The following is a 19,158-nucleotide window of genomic DNA, read 5'->3' on the forward strand; positions in this document are numbered from 1 at the left end:
GATACTTTTAGTTTAAAAAACACTCATAATTTATGTATCAATTGATGATGTATTAGTAAGGTTTAAACTAAGCTGTATGTTAAACAAACAACACACAGCTTTATTTAAAATTAAAGATTTATTTAGATGCTATTTCCCATACGGCAATAGAGCCTGATATTTCATTTCCAACAATTAAGAGTGGATTTCCTGTTGCACTTTGCTCTGCTGAAACGAATACCATTCCTTCAGGTGCCAAATCGCCTGTAATATTCGCTCCTTTAATTAAGCCTCTATTATAGAAGTAGTCTTCAAATTGCACATTGTATGGATTAGTAATGTCGTAAACCATAATACCGCCCATACGTTCTAATCCAACAAAAGCAAATGTACGATCGTCAATTTTACCAATAGTCAGCGCTTCAGGCTCTGCGCCTTTATCATCTGAACGTGAGTCACCTTTGTTTTCATCTTCATTGTTGTTAAATGATTCACCATGCACAGATGCTGTTATACGTGCTATATCGTCACCTGAATCAAAAACCACCAGCCCATTGCTATCCCAAATAGTAAAAGAACGTGCGCCATAGCCGTAAAGCGATTCGTATTGTCCGTCGTTATTGGTATCGCCTTTTATTGTTGTTACTTTTAAGCGACCAATATCATTATCGTCATTATTTAAGTAATCAAAATTAGCAGCAAGAGTTAAGTCTTCAACGCGGCTTTCATCTATATAAGCTAAGCAGCCATCGTCTTTATCGTAATCAAGTCCGCCCTTTGCTATACAGTCTGCTTCATTCGTTGTATCAAAAAAGTATTCTCTTGCGTCACCTTCGTTGGCAGTGACTATAAAGTTAGCGCCTTTCCAACTAAAGCTTGAGATAGTATCGGGCTGGTACATACCATAGAGCCCTGGGTATGATTTAAAATTAACGCCGCCGTCTTTATCTGAGGCATCAAGTTGTAAGCTTGACCAATCTTTAAAGCCTAAGCCCTTTAGCTCAAGACTGTTGTCTTGTAGGTTAACTATTGCAAGTGCATTATTTTCTTGAATAGATACATAAGCATATTTGTTATCTTTAGAAATGCTAACGTACTCGGGCTCTAAATCCATAGCTACTGTGGTATTTATTAGATTACCGTTAATAGTACGACCATTTGGGTTTGCAAAAACTACCCCTTGCGCTTCTAGTTCGGTTTGTTTGTTGTTATAGGCTTTAAAATCAATATTTATTGCTGTATCGGCTATTACATTATTTGTTATATCGATAATACTAATAGAACCTTCAGGATCTACGCTGTAGTCATCACTTGGTTCACCTTCGTTAGCAACCACTGCTTTTGCGCCATCATGGGTGAACGTCACCATGTCTGGTAAAAATCCGACTGTAACATTTTTAATAAATACAGGTGAGTCGCCGCTTATATCGTAAAAAGCAATTTGACCTGTATCACCCGTGCTTTCAGCAGCCATTGCCACTACAAGTAGATTGTTATTTTCATCAATAGCAATGCTGTTCGCATCGCCTTGGGTGAACTCGTTTAAAGGCAACGTAATAACGGATGTTAAATTTGTGCCGTTTATAACCCCTTCGTTATCTTTAACGAGTGCGGCAGTATCAAAGGTGTCGGCGGGTAAAATATTAACAACAGCGTCATCACCTGAACTGTTAATAGCGTAAATCCATTTTTTAGATGCTTGATATGCAACTATTTCAGCTGCACCTTCTGGGCTTTGTGCATTTAATACACCTCTACCCACAAGGTTAATATTTAATGCTGAATTGGCATTTATACCATTTAACCCATTAGTCCCACCTGTGCCTTGTTCTCCCTGTAATCCTTGAGAGCCGTTTTGACCATCGTCACCATCAAGTGAGCAACCAGTAAGAACAGATATAAGTGACAGCGCAATAATTGATTTTTTAAACATGTAATTTTCCTTAGTATTGTATTTGCTAAATATCAACACACCGGCATGACAAGATTATGGCAGTTTTAATACAGCCCCTCAGCCTAAGTAATTAGCTTATACGCTAGCGGAGTTATTAAAATTAAAGCGGCCGTATAACCAAGAATTTTTACAGTCGGGGAATAATCTCGTTTAATTGCAACCCCTAGCAAAGGTCTAAGTACATCAATACGTGTAATACCCCATGTAATAACACCGCAAAAAGACCAAGTCCCTGTAATAATGATGAATGGTTCAGCAACAGGCCCTAAACTTAAAGGCTGTAGTAAAAAACACAAAATAATCAAAATGCTTTGATGCAATAAATAAAAGGGAAACACCCATACATTGAGCTGTTTTAAATAGTAAGTATTAAAATTTAAAAATCGGTGAGCGAACGCGAGTACAAAAAATACACCTACAACACGTTGAATATTGTAGCTAGCGCTTAAAATAAAATGAGGAAGAGTAAACACCTTCTGATAACTTAATATTATAAGTACAAACAAAACCGCAAAACTCAAAGCTAGTAATACCAAGTTTTTATTTAAGCAGTTCCAAAAGTAAGTGTTTTTGGCAAGTATGTATCCTGCGAGTAGCAGTATTAAGCCGTTAGTCTCTCTGATTGAATCGCCAGTTAAGTAATGGCTTGTAAATAGTACGGCAATAGTGAGCAAGGTAATTAAAAGCCCAAATGACATATCCCCTTTAACAAATGTTTTTAAAGGCGTAAGAAAAGGCAAGCGTGCAAAAAGAGTTAAAACGATAATGATCAGCATAAATTGCCACAACGAGCGCAAATACCATAAGTGATTTACATCCACATTCGGCCACACTCCAGACTGATAATTAATAAAAAGCGTATTGTTTGTCTCTATAAAAGCTAAATAAAATTGCCAATAGCTAATATCAATAACACCGTGCTGTGACATTTCTGCAAACAGCTGTAAAGGCACTATTAGCCATAGTCCCACCAGCAAGGGTAATAGTAAAAAAATAGAACGGTATAAGGTGAAATGTAACCAAGATTTAAAGCTGCTTACTTTATCAATCATAAAACGCAGTGCTACGCCCGAAATAAACCAAATGAGCAACATGCGCCAAGGTGAAAACACCAACATTAAATATTCAACATACTGTGATGTATAATTACTTTTAAAATGAAATCCCCAGTTTTCGCTATACAACATGCCAATGTGATAAAAAATTAGCGACGCAAATGCGATTACCCTAAGCCAATCAAGATAATATTTACGCGAATTAACTAATGAAGGTTGTTGTACTTGAGTGCTCATGCTTTTACTACTTTATGTATGTTATGCGTTATTCATACCTAAAGCTCTCGCTAAAACTATCTATAAGTGCTTATATTACAAGCAATAGTGATAAAAGGTGGTATGCAGGGATAAGCGTGCCACGTCAGCAATAAGCATACATTTATGAACCTACAGCACTTTCAACGTTTTCAAAGCATTTACGCATCAGTATTACTGTGTGCTTACGTATTAATTAATAATACAGTAAACGCTACAACCCAAATAATGGAAGCCCAAAGAGAAGGGGCTTTAACTTTTTTAATGTGGGAGCCATTTGTTTGGGAGTATTCAAGTGCCTTGAGTACTTTGCTTATATTCCCTATTTTAATTTGGTTTTTAAGACACTTATCTTTTAATTGGCAAAATATTACGGCCTCATTAGGTATGTACTTTGGTGCCTCTATTATATTTAGCGTGTTACACGTTGGTATTATGGTAGGGGTTCGTAAATTCATATATTTGTTGAATGATAGGTCTTACAACTTTGGACTTAGCTGGTTTGAGCTTATTTATGAATACCAGAAAGACGCTATAAGCTTTGTGTTTTTCATCGTACTTATCAAAGTATATCAATATGTGGTGCAGCAGTTACTAGGTGAAGCCTCTTCAATTGAAGAAAGTGAGCAGCAAACAACATCGACCATAAACCGCCTATTAGTTAAAAAGCTCGGAAAAGAATTCATTATAAAAATAGAGGATGTTGATTGGCTTGAATCGTCGGGTAATTATGTAAACCTACATATAGGCTCACGTATATATCCGTTAAGGGCAACGCTTACAGCATTAAGTAAACAACTTGAAGTGCAGGGGTTTTGTAGAATTCACCGCAGCCATGGCGTAAAACTCGATAAAGTGGAGTCTATTACACCACTACCCAGTGGCGACAGTGAAATAAAATTAACTACAGGTAAAGTACTTAACTTGTCTAGACGCTATAAAGAGCAATTTAAACTTCAACTAAAATAAAAAAGGCTACCTAAGTAGCCTCTATTGTCATTTTTTAACTGGGCGTTTCCAACCAGTTAAATTACGCTGTTTAGAGCGTGCAATTGCTAATTGGTCATCTTCAACGGTACTGGTGATCACAGAGCCTGCACCAATTGTTGCAGTTGCGCCTATATTTACTGGGGCAACGAGTGATGAATTAGAACCAATAAAGGCATTATCGCCAATAATAGTTTTTGCTTTGTTAACACCATCGTAGTTACAGGTAATAGTGCCAGCGCCAATATTCACTTTTTCGCCAATTTCAGCATCACCTAAATAACTTAAGTGGTTGGCTTTAGAGCCTTTACCTAGACGGGTTTTTTTCATCTCAACAAAGTTACCAATGTGTGAGTCTTCTTCCATTACAGCCCCTGGGCGAAGGCGAGCATAAGGACCAAGCGTACACTTATCTGCAACTGTGGCATCTTCAATCAGTGTATTAGCTTTAATAATAACGTTATCACCAATACTACAATTTTTAAGGACACAGTTAGGACCTATTTGTACATTATTACCAAGCGTGACCGTGCCTTCAAAAATAACGTTTACGTCGATAAGTACATCTTCACCGGTGGTAACTGTTCCTCGCACATCAATACGCGCAGGGTCAGCAAGTGTTGCGCCATTTAACATTAACTCTTCTGCTTGCCATGCTTGGTAAGCGCGCTCTAAGCCTGCAAGTTGTACGCGGTTATTTGCGCCCTCAACTTCCATTGCATGGTCTGGCTGAGCTGAAGTGATTTCTACGCCTTCACTGTGAGCCATTGCAACGATATCTGTTAAGTAGTACTCGCCTTGTGCATTATTGTTAGATAAGTTACCTAACCATGTTTTTAATAGCTTACCGTTAACAGCCATAATGCCTGTATTTACTTCGTTAATAAGTAACTGCTCTGGGCTTGAATCTTTTTGCTCAACAATACCAACTAACTTACCACCGGCACGAAGCATTCGACCATAGCCATTTGGGTTTACCAAATTTACCGTTAATACAGCTAAACCATTTTTAGGTGTTGCGGCTAATAAACGCTCTAGTGTTGATTGCTTTGTTAGTGGTACATCACCGTATAAAATTAATACAGTGTCTTCATCATTAACATGAGAGTTGGCTTGCGCTACTGCGTGGCCAGTACCAAGTTGTTCAGCTTGAAGTACCCAATTTACATTGTTATCGGCAAGTTGTTGTTGTAATAGTTCGCCGCCGTGTCCGTAAACTAGGTTTGTAGTCGTTGCACCTAATGCCATCGCATTATCAATAACGTGCTGCACCATTGGTTTACCTGCAACTTTGTGCAAAACTTTAGGTAAAGCAGAGCGCATACGAGTACCTTTACCCGCAGCAAGAATAATAGTTGTTAGAGCCATTAAAACAATTTCCTTTTTTCGTTGTTTTAGCTAAATAAGTCTTATGTTCGATCAGAAGATTACGTAAATCACTTCTTGTGCAGATACTCAGTAGGTTAGTTTATTAGTACTGAATCTTGACTGAAAAAACACACTTAATTGGATGACGTTATTGTAGCGAGGATTCCGGCAGGATATAAGTGTAAAAGTGTAGATAATAATCGGACTAAGGTATTTAGTGTAAATACAAAAGTAACAGGCACAAAAAAGCCCACTTAAAGTGGGCTTTTTACAAACCGGATAGGCTTACTTGTGACGTAATTGCTGAATTACGCGTAACTGAGCAACTGCTTCTGCCAGTCGCGTAGCCGCTTGCTGATAATCAAACTCAACAGCTGACGAATTCGCCATATGTTCTTCAGCTTCACGTTTAGCCTTTTGTACAGAATCTTCATCTAAATCTTCACCACGAACCGCAGTATCTGCAAGAATCGTGATGTGATTTGGTTGAACTTCTAATGTACCGCCAGCAACATATATCACATCTTCGTGACCAAATTGCTTAACTAAACGTACCATACCAGGTTTAAGGGCAGTTAGTAGTGGAGCATGGCCTAGGTTTACACCCAGCTCGCCTTCACTACCAGATACTTGAATCGATTCAACAAGACCAGAGAACAAACTCTGCTCAGCGCTTACTACGTCAAGATGTACAGTCATAGCTGTCATACTACCCTCCTAGTTACATGCCTTTGGCTTTTTCTTGAGCTTCTTCGATAGAGCCAACCATGTAGAACGCTTGCTCTGGCATATCATCAAATTCACCGTTTAAGATGCCTTTAAAGCCAGAAATTGTATCTTTTAGTGATACGTACTTACCAGACGCGCCTGTAAACACCTCTGCCACGAAGAATGGCTGAGATAGGAAACGTTGGATTTTACGTGCACGAGATACAAGTTGCTTATCTTCGTCAGAAAGCTCGTCCATACCTAGGATTGCAATGATGTCTTTAAGTTCTTTATAACGCTGAAGAACTGTTTGAACGCCACGTGCTGTATCGTAGTGCTCTTGACCAATTACTTGTGGGTCTAGTTGACGTGAAGATGAATCAAGTGGGTCTACCGCTGGGTAGATACCAAGTGACGCGATATCACGTGAAAGTACTACTGTTGCGTCTAAGTGAGCAAAGGTAGTTGCTGGAGATGGATCCGTTAAATCATCCGCAGGTACGTATACCGCTTGGATTGATGTAATTGAACCCGTCTTAGTAGAAGCGATACGCTCTTGAAGCACACCCATTTCTTCAGCAAGTGTAGGCTGGTAACCTACCGCTGATGGCATACGACCAAGTAGTGCAGATACTTCTGTACCAGCAAGAGTATAACGGTAGATGTTATCTACGAAGAAAAGTACATCGCGACCTTCATCACGGAACTTTTCAGCCATAGTAAGACCAGTTAACGCTACGCGTAAACGGTTACCAGGAGGCTCGTTCATCTGACCGTATACAAGCGATACTTTATCAAGTACGTTTGAATCGTTCATCTCATGGTAGAAATCGTTACCCTCACGTGTACGCTCACCAACACCTGCGAATACTGAGTAGCCGCTGTGCTCGATTGCGATGTTACGGATAAGTTCCATCATGTTTACAGTTTTACCAACACCGGCACCACCGAATAAACCAACTTTACCACCTTTAGCAAACGGACATACAAGGTCGATAACCTTGATACCAGTTTCTAAAAGTTCAACTGAACTTGATTGCTCTTCGTATGAAGGTGCTGCACGGTGAATAGACATACGGTCTTCTTCGCCGATTGGACCCGCTTCATCGATTGGCTCACCAAGTACGTTCATGATACGACCAAGTGTTGCTTTACCAACTGGAACTTGAATCGATTCACCTGTATTCATAACTAAAGCACTACGACGTAAACCATCAGTAGTACCCATAGCGATAGTACGCACTACACCGCCACCTAGCTGTTGTTGAACTTCTAGAGTCAAACCAGCTAAATCGCCATCTGTTACTCTTAGTGCGTGGTATACCGCTGGCACGCTATCTTGTGGAAATTCAATATCCACAACGGCGCCGATAATTTGGACGACCTTACCTAAACTCATGTCTATTCCTCTCGTTAATCTTTACCCGAAGCATTAAACTGCTGCTGAGCCAGAACAAATCTCACTAATTTCTTGTGTGATTGCTGCTTGGCGAGCCTTGTTATAAACAAGCTGTAGCTCGTCCATAAGGTCACCTGCGTTATCAGTTGCAGCTTTCATTGCAACCATACGAGCAGCCTGTTCAGAGGCAGCATTTTCTACCACACCTTGGTATGCTTGAGACTCAATAAAGCGTACTAACAAAGACTCTAAAATAGCCTCTGGATTTGGCTCGTATAAGTAATCCCATGTGTGAGCAGATACTTCTTCTTCAGCTTTTGGCAAAGGGAGTAACTGATCTATAATTGGCTCTTGCCTCATGGTATTAACGAATTTGTTATATACCAAGAATAAACGGTCTATTTTGCCTTCAGAAAATGCATCAAGCATAACTTTTACAGGACCAATAACGTCTTGTACTGAAGGTTTATCTCCTAGGCCCGCTTTTTTAGCGAGTAGTTGACCACCAAAACGTTGAAAGAAGCCAGCTGCTTTACTACCTAAAGTAGCAAATTCAGCATCAACACCTTTTTCTTTCCACGCTTTAACATCAAGTGCAACTTTCTTAAACTCGTTTGAGTTTAGACCGCCACACAGACCACGGTCTGTAGAGATAACAATATAACCAACTCGTTTCACTTCACGATCTTTTAAGAACGGGTGAGTAAAATCAAGATTTGCTTGAGCAACACGACCAATTACTTCACGTAATTTGTCAGCGTATGGACGGCTTGAAGCAACGCGTTCTTGCGCCCTTTTCATTTTAGACGCAGCAACCATTTCCATTGCGCTAGTGATCTTTTGAGTATTTTTAATACTCCCGATCTTGCTTTTAATCTCTTTTCCGCTGGCCATGACTCTCTCTCCGAATCAAGGTGTGCTTTAGTTTCCTAAAGCGCACCATTAATAACTAAATTACCAAGTTTGCGTAGACTTGAACTTCGTTAGAAGTTCTTTAAGCTGCGCTTCGATCTCGGCATTCAAGTTACCAGTTTCATTGATTTGAGCCACAAGCTCTGCGTATGTGCTATTTGCATACGAAAGTAAAGCTGCTTCAAAGTCACCGATTTTCGCGATTTCGATGTCTTGAAGGAAGCCTTTTTCAGCAGCAAATAACGACAAAGACATATCAGCAACAGACATTGGCGCGTACTGTTTCTGCTTCATTAGCTCTGTTACACGCTCACCATGCTCAAGTTGAGCACGAGTTGCATCATCAAGGTCAGACGCGAACTGCGAAAACGCAGCTAATTCACGGTACTGAGCTAGGGCTAGACGGATACCGCCACCTAGTTTCTTAACGATTTTAGTTTGTGCAGCACCACCAACACGCGATACCGAGATACCAGCATTTACTGCCGGACGGATACCTGAGTTGAATAAGTCAGTTTCTAAGAAGATCTGACCATCGGTGATAGAGATAACGTTAGTCGGTACGAACGCAGAAACGTCGCCGCCTTGAGTTTCAATGATTGGCAATGCCGTCAATGAACCAGTTTTACCTTTCACTTCACCATTAGTGAACTTTTCAACGTAATCTGCGTTTACACGCGATGCACGCTCTAAAAGACGAGAGTGAAGGTAGAATACGTCACCTGGGTATGCTTCACGGCCTGGTGGACGCTTAAGTAGTAATGAAATTTGACGGTAAGCAACTGCTTGCTTAGACAAATCATCATATACGATTAATGCGTTTTCACCACGGTCACGGAAGTATTCACCCATAGTACAGCCCGCGAACGGTGCTAAGTACTGAAGTGCCGCAGATTCAGAAGCAGATGCAACAACTACGATAGTATTTGCTAATGCACCATGCTCTTCTAATTTACGAACTACGTTTGCAATAGTAGATGCTTTTTGACCAATCGCAACGTACACACACTTAACGCCTGTGTCTTTTTGATTGATGATTGCATCGATTGCTAGTGCAGTTTTACCTGTTTGGCGATCCCCAATGATAAGTTCACGTTGACCACGACCAACTGGAATCATCGCATCAATAGATTTATAACCAGTTTGAACTGGCTCATCTACAGATTTACGCTCGATTACACCTGGTGCAATTTTTTCTACAGGTTCAAACCCGTCGTTATCTAGAGCGCCTTTACCATCGATTGGAGCACCTAGTGTGTTTACAACACGACCAAGTAAACCAGGACCAACAGGAACTTCTAAAATACGACCAGTTGTATATACTTTTACGCCTTCAGTAAGGTCAGCGTACGGACCCATTACTACTGCACCAATTGAGTCGCGCTCAAGGTTTAGTGCGATAGCATAACGGCTGCCAGGAAGCTCAATCATTTCACCTTGCATACAGTCAGCAAGACCGTGGATGCGGATGATACCGTCAGTAACAGATACAATAGTACCTTCGTTACGAGCTTCACTTACAACTTCGAACTTCTCAATACGTTGTTTGATCAGATCTGAAATTTCAGTGGAATTAAGTTGCATGCTCTTTTTCCCAATTACGATTGTAGTGTTGTAGCTAAGCGGTTTAATTTACCGCGAATAGTACCGTCGATTACAGTGTCGCCAGACCTAATAATAAGTCCACCAACCACTGACGCGTCTTCACTACAATTCAGCTTAACTTTGCGTGCGAAACGTTTTTCAAGTGCCGCTACCAATGACTCTTGTTGCGCAGCAACAAGAGGAGTTGCAGAAATCACATCTACTTCGATTTCTTTATCGTATTCTGCTTTAAATTCAGCAAATAACTGTGCAACTTCAGGTAGAGCTGTCAAACGTCCATTTTCAGCCATCACCTTAACTAGGTTCTGACCTTGTTCGTTGAGCTGCTCAGCACAAAGTTGAATAAATAATTCAGCTTGTGCAGTAGCTGTAGGCATACTCGCTAAAACAGACGATGCTTGCTCATTGCTGGCTACATGGCCTGCAAAGAACAACATATCATTCCAGCTTTCTAGAGTGCCTTTCTCAACGGCAAGTTCAAAAGCCGCTTTAGCGTATGGGCGAGCGATAGTAGTCAAATTAGACATGCTCATACCCTCCTAATTACAGCTCAGCGACAAGTTTTTCAACGATGTCACTATGTGCGGCTTGATTAATTTCACGCTCTAAAATACGTTCTGCGCCAATCACTGCCAGAGTTGCTACTTGCTTACGTAGTTCTTCTGTTATGCGATTACGTTCAGACTCAACTTCAGAGTGCCCTTGAGCAATGATACTTTCACGCTCTTGTTGACCACGAAGTGTTTCTTCGTCAACAATTAGCACTGCACGCTTTTTAGCTTGATCAATGATATCAGCCGCTTGAGCTTTTGCATCTTTAAGCTGTTCAGCAGCTTTCTTTTGCGCAAGTTCTAAGTCTTTTTCGGCTCTATCAGAGGCAGCTAAACCATCTTCGATTTTTTTCTGGCGAGCTTCAATTGCACCGTTTAGTGGTGGCCATACGTATTTCATACAAAATAATACGAACACCGTAAACGCAATCAATTCACCGATAAGAGTGGCGTTTAAATTCACAACCGCTCCTCCTTAAATAGTAAGCTGTTCAAAGAATAAAATTAAAGTACGAACAACAATACCATAGCGATACCAACACCAATCATTGCTACAGCATCGATTAGACCAGCAAGAATAAACATCTTAACTTGTAGCGAAGGTGCAAGCTCAGGTTGACGCGCACATGCTTCAAGGAATTTACCGCCCATGTTACCAAAACCGATTGCTGTGCCGATTGCACCAAAACCGATTAGTAAAGCTACTGCGATGTATTTTAAGCCTGTTAATAATTCTAAAGCTTCCATTTATTTCTCCAAAGTTTCAATTGTAAAGTTAAAAGTAAAAGTAAAATTGTAAATCTAAAAATTAGTGATTATCTGAACTTGCCATGCTTAGGTATACAATCGTAAGCATCATGAATAAGAATGCTTGTAATGTAATAACTAGAATATGGAATACAGCCCAAACAAAGTGCAACGGTAGTTGCATAAAACCGATAGCGCCGATCAAGATGAAAATCAACTCACCAGCATATAAGTTACCAAACAAACGTAGTGCTAATGAAAACGGTTTAGAAACGAGTGCAATCAGTTCAAGTAATAAGTTAAATGGTATCAAAATAATTTGAACGAACACGTTATTTGAGTTGAACGGATGAAGCGTTAACTCTTTAATAAACCCGCCAATACCTTTTATTTTGATTGAAAAGCCAACCATTAGTATAAATACACCCAGCGCTAGCGCTGAAGTCATATTAATGTCAGTCGTTGGTACAATTTTCATGTACACATCGTGTGAATCCATACCAAATGCAGTCTCACCAACGAAACCTGCAAATGCTGGAATGAAATCAACTGGTATTAAATCCATTAAGTTCATTAAGAACACCCAAACGAAAATCGTTAAGGCTAATGGTGCAATAAGCTTGCTTTTACCATGGAAAGTATCGCGTACGTTGTCACCAACGAATTCTACGATTATTTCAATAAAACACTGAAATTTCCCAGGTACACCTAGTGTTGATTTTTTAGCGGCACTACGAAAGATCCATAAAAATATAAGACCTAAACCGATAGACCATGCAAGGGTATCTATATGCCATGTCCAGAATCCACTGTCCGTACATGCTTTATTGAAGGCGAGACCTGTATCGGTCGAACACATCTTAGCATTGGTCAAATGGTGCTGGATATGGCCAGATAGAGTAACTTCTTCTGCTGCCATGTTATATCCCAAAAGTTAATGTTTAAAAAAAACGGGTGCGAACAATCCAGTAAAGAGCGCCAGTATATAAGTACTAAAAAAGGGTAATAAAATTACCGGAAAATGCTTCAGTACTAGCGCAAACAATACAATTGTTAGCATAAACTTTAATCCGTTGCCGCGTTTCAACGAGGCATACGCTTGATTTGCTCGACTTGCACCCATATATCTGAATGCATAAAGTGCAAATACAAAGTGCGGAAGTACTGCTACAGCTCCACCAGCGAGTGATGAAAGCGAGGCATTGACTCCCGAACTAAAAAAAATAATTACAGCAGCAACTAATGCTACAACACCCTGAAGGCAAATTAACTTTAATACGGCAAGTCGATATGGACTCGCTAACTTATCAGTCACGTTTAGTTAACCTTTATTGCGTTCTAATTGTTAGGGTGTGAAAACTGGCGAAATTATACTTAATCCTGCCAGTTTTGCAACTTGAGTAGATGCTTTGTAACACGAAATAGCTACAAATGTCCCTTTTTAGACATGTAGAAAACTAATGGTGGGTATTGTCGTGATTGATACGATTTAAAATGCCGTCAAGTTCATCTAGGTTAGTATACGAAATAACCAGTTTACCTTTACCTTTTTTATTGTAGTTAATCTCTACTTTAGCACCTAGATTTTCAGCGAGTTGTTGTTCTAACTGCTTAACATCTGGATCTTTTTCGGTTATTTCTTTAGCAGGTAAAGGTTCTAAAATTGAACGTACGAGCTTTTCAGTTTCTCGAACTGTTAATGCTTTAGCTACAGCTAAACGAGCAGCATCTGACTGCGCTTCACCTTCAAGGGCTAACAGGCAACGAGCATGCCCCATTTCAATATCGCCATGCTCTAACAGAATTTTTACATCACTATTTAAGTTATTTAAACGCAGTAAGTTAGTTACAGTCGTACGTGATTTACCCACCGCATCTGCTACTTGCTGATGTGTTAATTCAAATTCTATTAGCAAACGATTAAGTGCAACTGCTTCTTCCATGGCATTTAAATCTTCACGCTGAATATTTTCTATCAGTGCAATAGCAACAGCTGCTTCATCAGGTACATCTTTAATAATACAAGGTACTGTTTCAAGCTTAGCTATTTGCGCTGCGCGCCAACGACGCTCACCAGCAATAATTTCAAAGCTATTGTGTGCAATAGGGCGCACAACAATAGGTTGAATAATACCTTGTGAGCGAATAGAACTAGCAAGCTCTTCTAGCGCCTCTTCAGACATGTCTTTACGAGGTTGGTATTTACCAGAGTGTAAAAACTCTATTGGAAGTTTTTGTAATTCACTGTTATTAGCCGCGGCATTTTTTACAGCGTCAGTCACGTTTGATGTGTCTTGTTCCTTGCTTGCGCTCGGTGCAGGCTTTGACGAACTTAAAAGTGCATCGAGTCCTCGGCCTAAACCTCGTTTTTTAGCAGACATGTTATTTTTTTACCTCAAAGTTAGGCGACAACGGACGCTGTTTTTTCTTTTCTGCGTAACATTTCACCAGCGAGTGCTAAATATGCTTTAGCGCCACTTGATGCCCGGTCATAGTACATAGCAGGAGTACCAAAACTAGGTGCTTCAGCTAAACGAACATTACGCGGGATCACCGTACGGTATACTTTATCGCCAAAATGTTGTTTTAATTGTTCTGATACATCATTTGCCAAACGGTTACGCGGGTCGTACATAGTACGAAGTATGCCTTCAATTTGTAAGCTAGGATTCACTAACTTAGCAAGCTGCGTAATCGTATCCATTAATGCGGTTAACCCTTCAAGTGCATAATACTCACACTGCATTGGCACTAAAATAGAATCAGCTGCGGCCATTGCATTAACAGTTAACATATTTAGAGAGGGTGGACAGTCGATAAAAATAAATTCGTACTGGTCCTGAATTTTTTCAAGTGCATTACGTAAACGCACTTCACGGGCAAATAATTCCATCAATTTAACTTCTGCAGCGGTTACATCACCGTTTGCAGCAATCATATGGTATTCGCCAGACGTTTCTTTAATGATAACGTCTTCTATAGGTTTATCTTCAATAAGTAGGTCGTAAATAGTTGGCACGTCGCCATACTTATCTACGCCACTACCCATAGTCGCATTACCTTGCGGATCGAGATCAATTAACAGCACTTTACGTTTCGTTGCAGCCATAGACGCAGCGAGGTTAACAGCGGTTGTAGTTTTACCCACTCCACCTTTTTGATTTGCTAATGCGATGACTTTTGCCACGGTGTCTCTGATCCCTAGTCTTTAGAAAGAATAATTAAATGTCGTTGTGCATCTAAATTAGGTACTTCTAATGCAATTTTTTGCTCAAACTTAACGCCTGCAGGTAGTGACTCTAGCTCTTCGCTAGGGAACACGCCTTTAAGTGCTATAAATTTACCCGAATGATCGATTAAGTGCGAACACCAGTCAACCATATCTTGTAATGAAGCAAATGCACGACTTAGTACGCCGTCTAATTTAACACTTGGTTGATATTCTTCAACTCTTGACTGAACCGGGGTTACATTATCAAGACCAAGCTCATGCTTAACATGCATTAAAAATCGTACACGTTTACCTAAGCTATCTAATAACACAAAATGTGTATTAGGTAATGCAATTGCTAATACGATACCCGGTAATCCAGGACCCGTTCCAACATCAATATAATGATGACCGGGTAAGTGAGGCGCAACAACTAAGCTATCCATAATATGCTTAATCATCATTTCTTCAGGTAAGCGTACTGAGGTTAAGTTATAAGCCTTATTCCACTTATTCAATAACTCGACGTAACGAACTAGCTGTTGCTGTTGTTTTTCTGTTAGCGCAATATCAGTTTGCGCTAACAATGTAGTTAATTGTTGCTGTAACACTATGTACCCTTACCGTTACGCGGATTTGCGTAATAAGCCTTGCTTCTTCAGATACACTAATAATAGCGAAATCGCCGCTGGGGTGATACCAGAAATACGCGATGCTTGACCAATAGTGTCAGGACGCGACTCAATAAGCTTGGCAACTACCTCATTTGACAAACCAGATACGGTTTTATAATCAAACTCTTTTGGTAAAATTGTTTGCTCATGACGAAGCTGTTTGTTGATCTCATCTTGTTGACGCGCAATATAACCTGCGTACTTAGTATGGATCTCAACTTGTTCAAGTGCTGCTTTGTTTGTAAATTCAGATCCTAACCCTTCTATAGCCATAAGATCGTTATAACGGATCTCTGGGCGACGAAGCAATTCTTCTAAGCTTGCTTCACGTGTAAGCGGTGTTTTCAGTAATGCATTTACTTGATCTACAACGGCGTGATCTTTATGAATCCACGTATCTTTAATGCGTTGCTTCTCTTTTTCGATTACTTCCATTTTTTCGTTAAATGCCTGCCAGCGTTCGTCATTAACCAAACCTAGCTCACGGCCTTTTTCAGTTAAACGAATATCAGCATTATCTTCACGAAGTAATAAACGGTATTCGGCACGACTGGTAAACATACGGTATGGTTCTTTTGTACCCAGTGTTGCTAAGTCGTCGATTAATACGCCAACGTAAGCTTCATCACGACGTGGTGTCCAAGAATCTTTGCCTTGCACTTTTAGTGCAGCATTCATACCTGCAATTAAGCCTTGTGCACCCGCTTCTTCATAGCCGGTAGTACCGTTAATTTGACCCGCAAAAAATAAACCTTCAATAAATTTAGTTTCTAAAGATTGTTTTAAATCACGTGGATCAAAGTAATCATATTCAATTGCGTAACCAGGTCGACAAATATGTGCATTTTCAAAACCTGTAATCGATTGCACAATTTCAAGTTGTACATCAAACGGTAAACTAGTCGAAATACCATTTGGGTATAATTCGTATGATGTTAAACCTTCAGGCTCAACAAATATTTGATGTTTATCTTTATCTGCAAAACGAACAATTTTATCTTCAATTGAAGGGCAGTATCGTGGACCAATACCTTCAATAACACCTGAGTACATAGGTGAGCGATGTAAGTTTTTACGAATAACATCATGTGTTTTTTCGTTTGTGTAAGTTATGTAACACGGTATCTGTTGTGGGTGATCTGATTGTTTACCCATAAACGAAAACACAGGAGTTGGTGTATCACCTGGCTGTGCTTCCATTTTTGTAAAATCAACAGTACGTGCATCAATACGTGGCGGTGTACCTGTTTTTAAACGATCAACTCTAAATGGATGTTCACGTAAGCGATCAGCTAAAGCGATTGAAGGAGGATCGCCTGCACGACCGCCTTTATAATTTTCTAAACCAATATGAATTAAGCCGCCTAAAAAAGTACCCACGGTTAAAACAACACTTGGTGCACTAAAACGTAAACCCATTTGAGTTACTACGCCAGTAACACGATCGTTTTCAACAATAAGATCATCACATGATTGTTGAAAAATCTTAAGGTTATCTTGGTTTTGTAATGTTGTTTGAATAGCCGCTTTGTACAAAGCACGATCTGCTTGTGCTCGAGTAGCACGAACAGCAGGTCCTTTTGAAGAATTTAGTGTACGAAATTGGATCCCGCCTTTATCAATGGCCTGTGCCATTGCACCACCAAGCGCGTCGATCTCTTTTACCAAATGACCTTTGCCAATCCCACCAATTGCTGGGTTGCAAGACATTTGACCAAGGGTATCCATATTGTGAGTCAGTAGCAGGGTATTCATCCCCATACGGGCAGCTGCTAATGCGGCTTCAGTGCCAGCATGTCCACCACCTACTACGATAACGTCAAAATTTTCGTGAAAAATCATTAATGGGATCCTACTTAAATCAAACCGGTAAACTTCAAAAGGGAGCGTATTCTACCTAGAAATTGGCAGAAGATAAATGATTAAACAAAGGGCAAGATCTAAGTATGTGATCTCTAATAATATAAAGGATCTTTTAAAGAGATCTTTTATTACTATTACTACTACTGATCGACTTTTCTGTTGATAAGGTTTAGATCTTCATTTAAAACATGAAATTAGATCAGATCTAAAGGTGTTAATATGATCGGATCATCCAGCAAATAAGCTCTGATCAAAAAGGCACTTTATGCACAGGGTTGAATCAGTTGGATCTTATCCCATGGATAAGCATGCTTTAAAACGCAGTTTATTCAATCTTTATCCACAAAACCTATTAAATTATTAGTAAATTGTGGGTAACTTTATATATAACTTTTTACTTGATCTATCTATTTTATGCCTGTTTGAGCTATCCAAGAGTCTAACCATGTTAATGCAGTGTCTTCTGGTAGTGCTTCATCGAGAATATTAAGCTCTAAACGTTCTGCTACTTTTATAGCGCCTTTTTGAGTTAATAAGGCATCTATATTACGTCCTGCTAGGTTATAAGTGTCATAACTAGTGTCGCCTAAAGCGATTACTGAATATTTTAATTCAGATAAATCATCTGCTTGAGTTACATCTTCAACAAAACTAATAAGATTTTCAGGGTAATCACCTGCACCATAAGTTGATGTGCAAATTAACCAAATGGTATTTTGCTGATCAATATCGCTAAATTCAGGTTGATCATGTAGTTGCGTAGTAATACCACGGTTATTAAGCGCGTCGCTTAATTGCTCTGCAACATATTCGGCTGATCCCATTTGGCTGCCGACAATAAGATTTACTGAACTCATGAATATTAGTGATCACATTGGTTTTAATTGCCGCCTATGATAACTGAGTGAGGATAACAGTAAAGTTAAGAGTGCTTTTTTGTATAACTATTTTTGCGGTAATTTTACACTCATTCAAAACTGTGTCTTTAAGTTGTTGATAATATAGTGTTTAACAAATTATCTTTAAATGTAATCTTCTGATCAAGTTGTTGATAACAGTGGGGAAAGCTCTGCTTAAACTTTTTTTTAGGTTGTTTTATATTCGCTAAGTTATTGATATTACTTGTCAGTAAAAAATTAAATTGTAAATATCTCAATTAAAAATACATGTTGATCATAATGTGGATATAAAGCCTGTTGATAACCTTAAATTTAGATCGAAAATAATTTTTAAAAATGATCTAATAAAGGAGATCTAATGAAATTAATTAAAAATAAGTTCATAAATAGTTAAATTTCAATTGATCATGAGGTTTTTGCGGCTGATTTACCTAGTTTTGGTATTTATTTGAGCTGAAAATTAGGTATTGTGGATAAGTGATCTCGGTATTTTTAATTTTATGCGAATTTAGAGCTGCTATTTTTATTAATTTTGCTGGTGGAGTAAGCAGATCAAAAGTTTTGAATACTTAGCAGTTGAGTTATTTTATTTAAAAATCACAGTGATCATCAAATTATATGTTGTCAAAAGTAAGCTTTTTAGAGTACTAATCAGTGTTTTTTAGCTCTTTAATTGAGCGAATAGCATCATTTTTTGCGTGTATGAGGTGTGTTTTAGTGCATTTTTGTGCGCTAAAGTAAGGATAAGGAAGCCATTTATAACTACTTTTTGTATGACATATAACGCTATTAAAGCGTGCGGTTGTTTAAAAATGTATCGATTTTAACCTTAATAATAGTGTGATTTGTGCTATTAATTCCTCAATAAGCACTTTCACTATTGTCTACTCTATATAATCAGACCTCTCTTAGCACGTAATAAAGATAGTTTTGGATATGATTTTATTGGCAGTAATTTGCAGACATCAGGTGTACAAATACATATTTTACA

The 19,158-nt window shown here is 39.1% G+C and carries 18 protein-coding genes; 1 reads left to right on the top strand and 17 read right to left on the bottom strand.

The features are described 5' to 3' along the window. Positions 1–118: 118 nt before the first annotated feature. On the bottom strand, positions 119–1,912 hold the full coding sequence (locus tag CXF76_RS04145) for a choice-of-anchor I family protein (protein WP_101163102.1): 1,794 nt from the start codon (positions 1,910–1,912) through the stop codon (positions 119–121). 83 nt (positions 1,913–1,995) lie between these two features. Beyond that, positions 1,996–3,225: an acyltransferase family protein gene (locus CXF76_RS04150; protein ID WP_101163103.1), complete on the bottom strand. Its 1,230-nt coding sequence runs from the start codon at positions 3,223–3,225 to the stop codon at positions 1,996–1,998. A gap of 144 nt (positions 3,226–3,369) precedes the next feature. Here CXF76_RS04150 and CXF76_RS04155 point away from each other — a divergent pair, with 144 nt between their 5' ends. Beyond that, positions 3,370–4,212: a LytR/AlgR family response regulator transcription factor gene (locus CXF76_RS04155; protein ID WP_101163104.1), complete on the top strand. Its 843-nt coding sequence runs from the start codon at positions 3,370–3,372 to the stop codon at positions 4,210–4,212. Positions 4,213–4,239: 27 nt separating this feature from the next. Here CXF76_RS04155 and glmU read toward each other — a convergent pair whose 3' ends face one another. The 15 genes from glmU to mioC form a co-directional block, all read right to left on the bottom strand. After that, entirely contained in the window at positions 4,240–5,598 is a 1,359-nt protein-coding gene (gene glmU / locus CXF76_RS04160; protein WP_101163105.1) for a bifunctional UDP-N-acetylglucosamine diphosphorylase/glucosamine-1-phosphate N-acetyltransferase GlmU, read from the bottom strand. Between the two features lie 285 nt (positions 5,599–5,883). After that, the gene (locus tag CXF76_RS04165) at positions 5,884–6,306 is read right to left on the bottom strand and encodes a F0F1 ATP synthase subunit epsilon (protein WP_007377666.1); all 423 of its coding nucleotides are present in this window, start codon (positions 6,304–6,306) and stop codon (positions 5,884–5,886) included. A 13-nt stretch (positions 6,307–6,319) separates the two neighbouring features. Beyond that, positions 6,320–7,705 carry a F0F1 ATP synthase subunit beta gene (gene atpD, locus CXF76_RS04170; protein WP_007585971.1) on the bottom strand — a complete coding sequence of 462 codons (1,386 nt, stop codon included), beginning with the start codon at positions 7,703–7,705 and terminating at the stop codon, positions 6,320–6,322. Between the two features lie 33 nt (positions 7,706–7,738). Beyond that, positions 7,739–8,599 (bottom strand): F0F1 ATP synthase subunit gamma, encoded by an 861-nt coding sequence (atpG, locus tag CXF76_RS04175; protein ID WP_007585974.1) that lies wholly within the window; start codon positions 8,597–8,599, stop codon positions 7,739–7,741. 60 nt (positions 8,600–8,659) lie between these two features. Continuing rightward, positions 8,660–10,201, bottom strand: coding sequence for a F0F1 ATP synthase subunit alpha (gene atpA, locus CXF76_RS04180; protein WP_007585976.1), 1,542 nt, complete (start codon positions 10,199–10,201; stop codon positions 8,660–8,662). A 14-nt stretch (positions 10,202–10,215) separates the two neighbouring features. Beyond that, entirely contained in the window at positions 10,216–10,749 is a 534-nt protein-coding gene (gene atpH / locus CXF76_RS04185) for a F0F1 ATP synthase subunit delta (protein WP_007585978.1), read from the bottom strand. Between the two features lie 16 nt (positions 10,750–10,765). Then, the gene (gene atpF, locus CXF76_RS04190; protein WP_004335264.1) at positions 10,766–11,236 is read right to left on the bottom strand and encodes a F0F1 ATP synthase subunit B; all 471 of its coding nucleotides are present in this window, start codon (positions 11,234–11,236) and stop codon (positions 10,766–10,768) included. Between the two features lie 41 nt (positions 11,237–11,277). After that, positions 11,278–11,520, bottom strand: coding sequence for a F0F1 ATP synthase subunit C (atpE, locus tag CXF76_RS04195; protein WP_007585980.1), 243 nt, complete (start codon positions 11,518–11,520; stop codon positions 11,278–11,280). A gap of 61 nt (positions 11,521–11,581) precedes the next feature. Next, a complete protein-coding gene (gene atpB, locus CXF76_RS04200; protein ID WP_101163106.1) occupies positions 11,582–12,439 on the bottom strand; it encodes a F0F1 ATP synthase subunit A in 858 nt (285 codons plus the stop codon). A 15-nt stretch (positions 12,440–12,454) separates the two neighbouring features. Continuing rightward, positions 12,455–12,835, bottom strand: a complete 381-nt coding sequence (locus CXF76_RS04205) for an ATP synthase subunit I (RefSeq protein WP_007585983.1) — start codon at positions 12,833–12,835, stop codon at positions 12,455–12,457. A gap of 142 nt (positions 12,836–12,977) precedes the next feature. Beyond that, a complete protein-coding gene (locus tag CXF76_RS04210; RefSeq protein ID WP_101163107.1) occupies positions 12,978–13,901 on the bottom strand; it encodes a ParB/RepB/Spo0J family partition protein in 924 nt (307 codons plus the stop codon). Between the two features lie 20 nt (positions 13,902–13,921). After that, entirely contained in the window at positions 13,922–14,707 is a 786-nt protein-coding gene (locus CXF76_RS04215) for a ParA family protein (RefSeq protein WP_004335235.1), read from the bottom strand. A 14-nt stretch (positions 14,708–14,721) separates the two neighbouring features. After that, the gene (gene rsmG, locus CXF76_RS04220; protein ID WP_007585988.1) at positions 14,722–15,342 is read right to left on the bottom strand and encodes a 16S rRNA (guanine(527)-N(7))-methyltransferase RsmG; all 621 of its coding nucleotides are present in this window, start codon (positions 15,340–15,342) and stop codon (positions 14,722–14,724) included. 15 nt (positions 15,343–15,357) lie between these two features. Beyond that, positions 15,358–17,247, bottom strand: coding sequence for a tRNA uridine-5-carboxymethylaminomethyl(34) synthesis enzyme MnmG (gene mnmG / locus CXF76_RS04225; RefSeq protein ID WP_007585991.1), 1,890 nt, complete (start codon positions 17,245–17,247; stop codon positions 15,358–15,360). A gap of 428 nt (positions 17,248–17,675) precedes the next feature. Next, positions 17,676–18,125 (bottom strand): FMN-binding protein MioC, encoded by a 450-nt coding sequence (gene mioC / locus CXF76_RS04230; protein ID WP_024607966.1) that lies wholly within the window; start codon positions 18,123–18,125, stop codon positions 17,676–17,678. Between the last annotated feature and the right edge of the window lie 1,033 nt (positions 18,126–19,158).

This window comes from Pseudoalteromonas sp. 78C3 (genome assembly GCF_002836695.1).
Taxonomy (GTDB): Bacteria; Pseudomonadota; Gammaproteobacteria; order Enterobacterales; family Alteromonadaceae; genus Pseudoalteromonas; species Pseudoalteromonas arctica.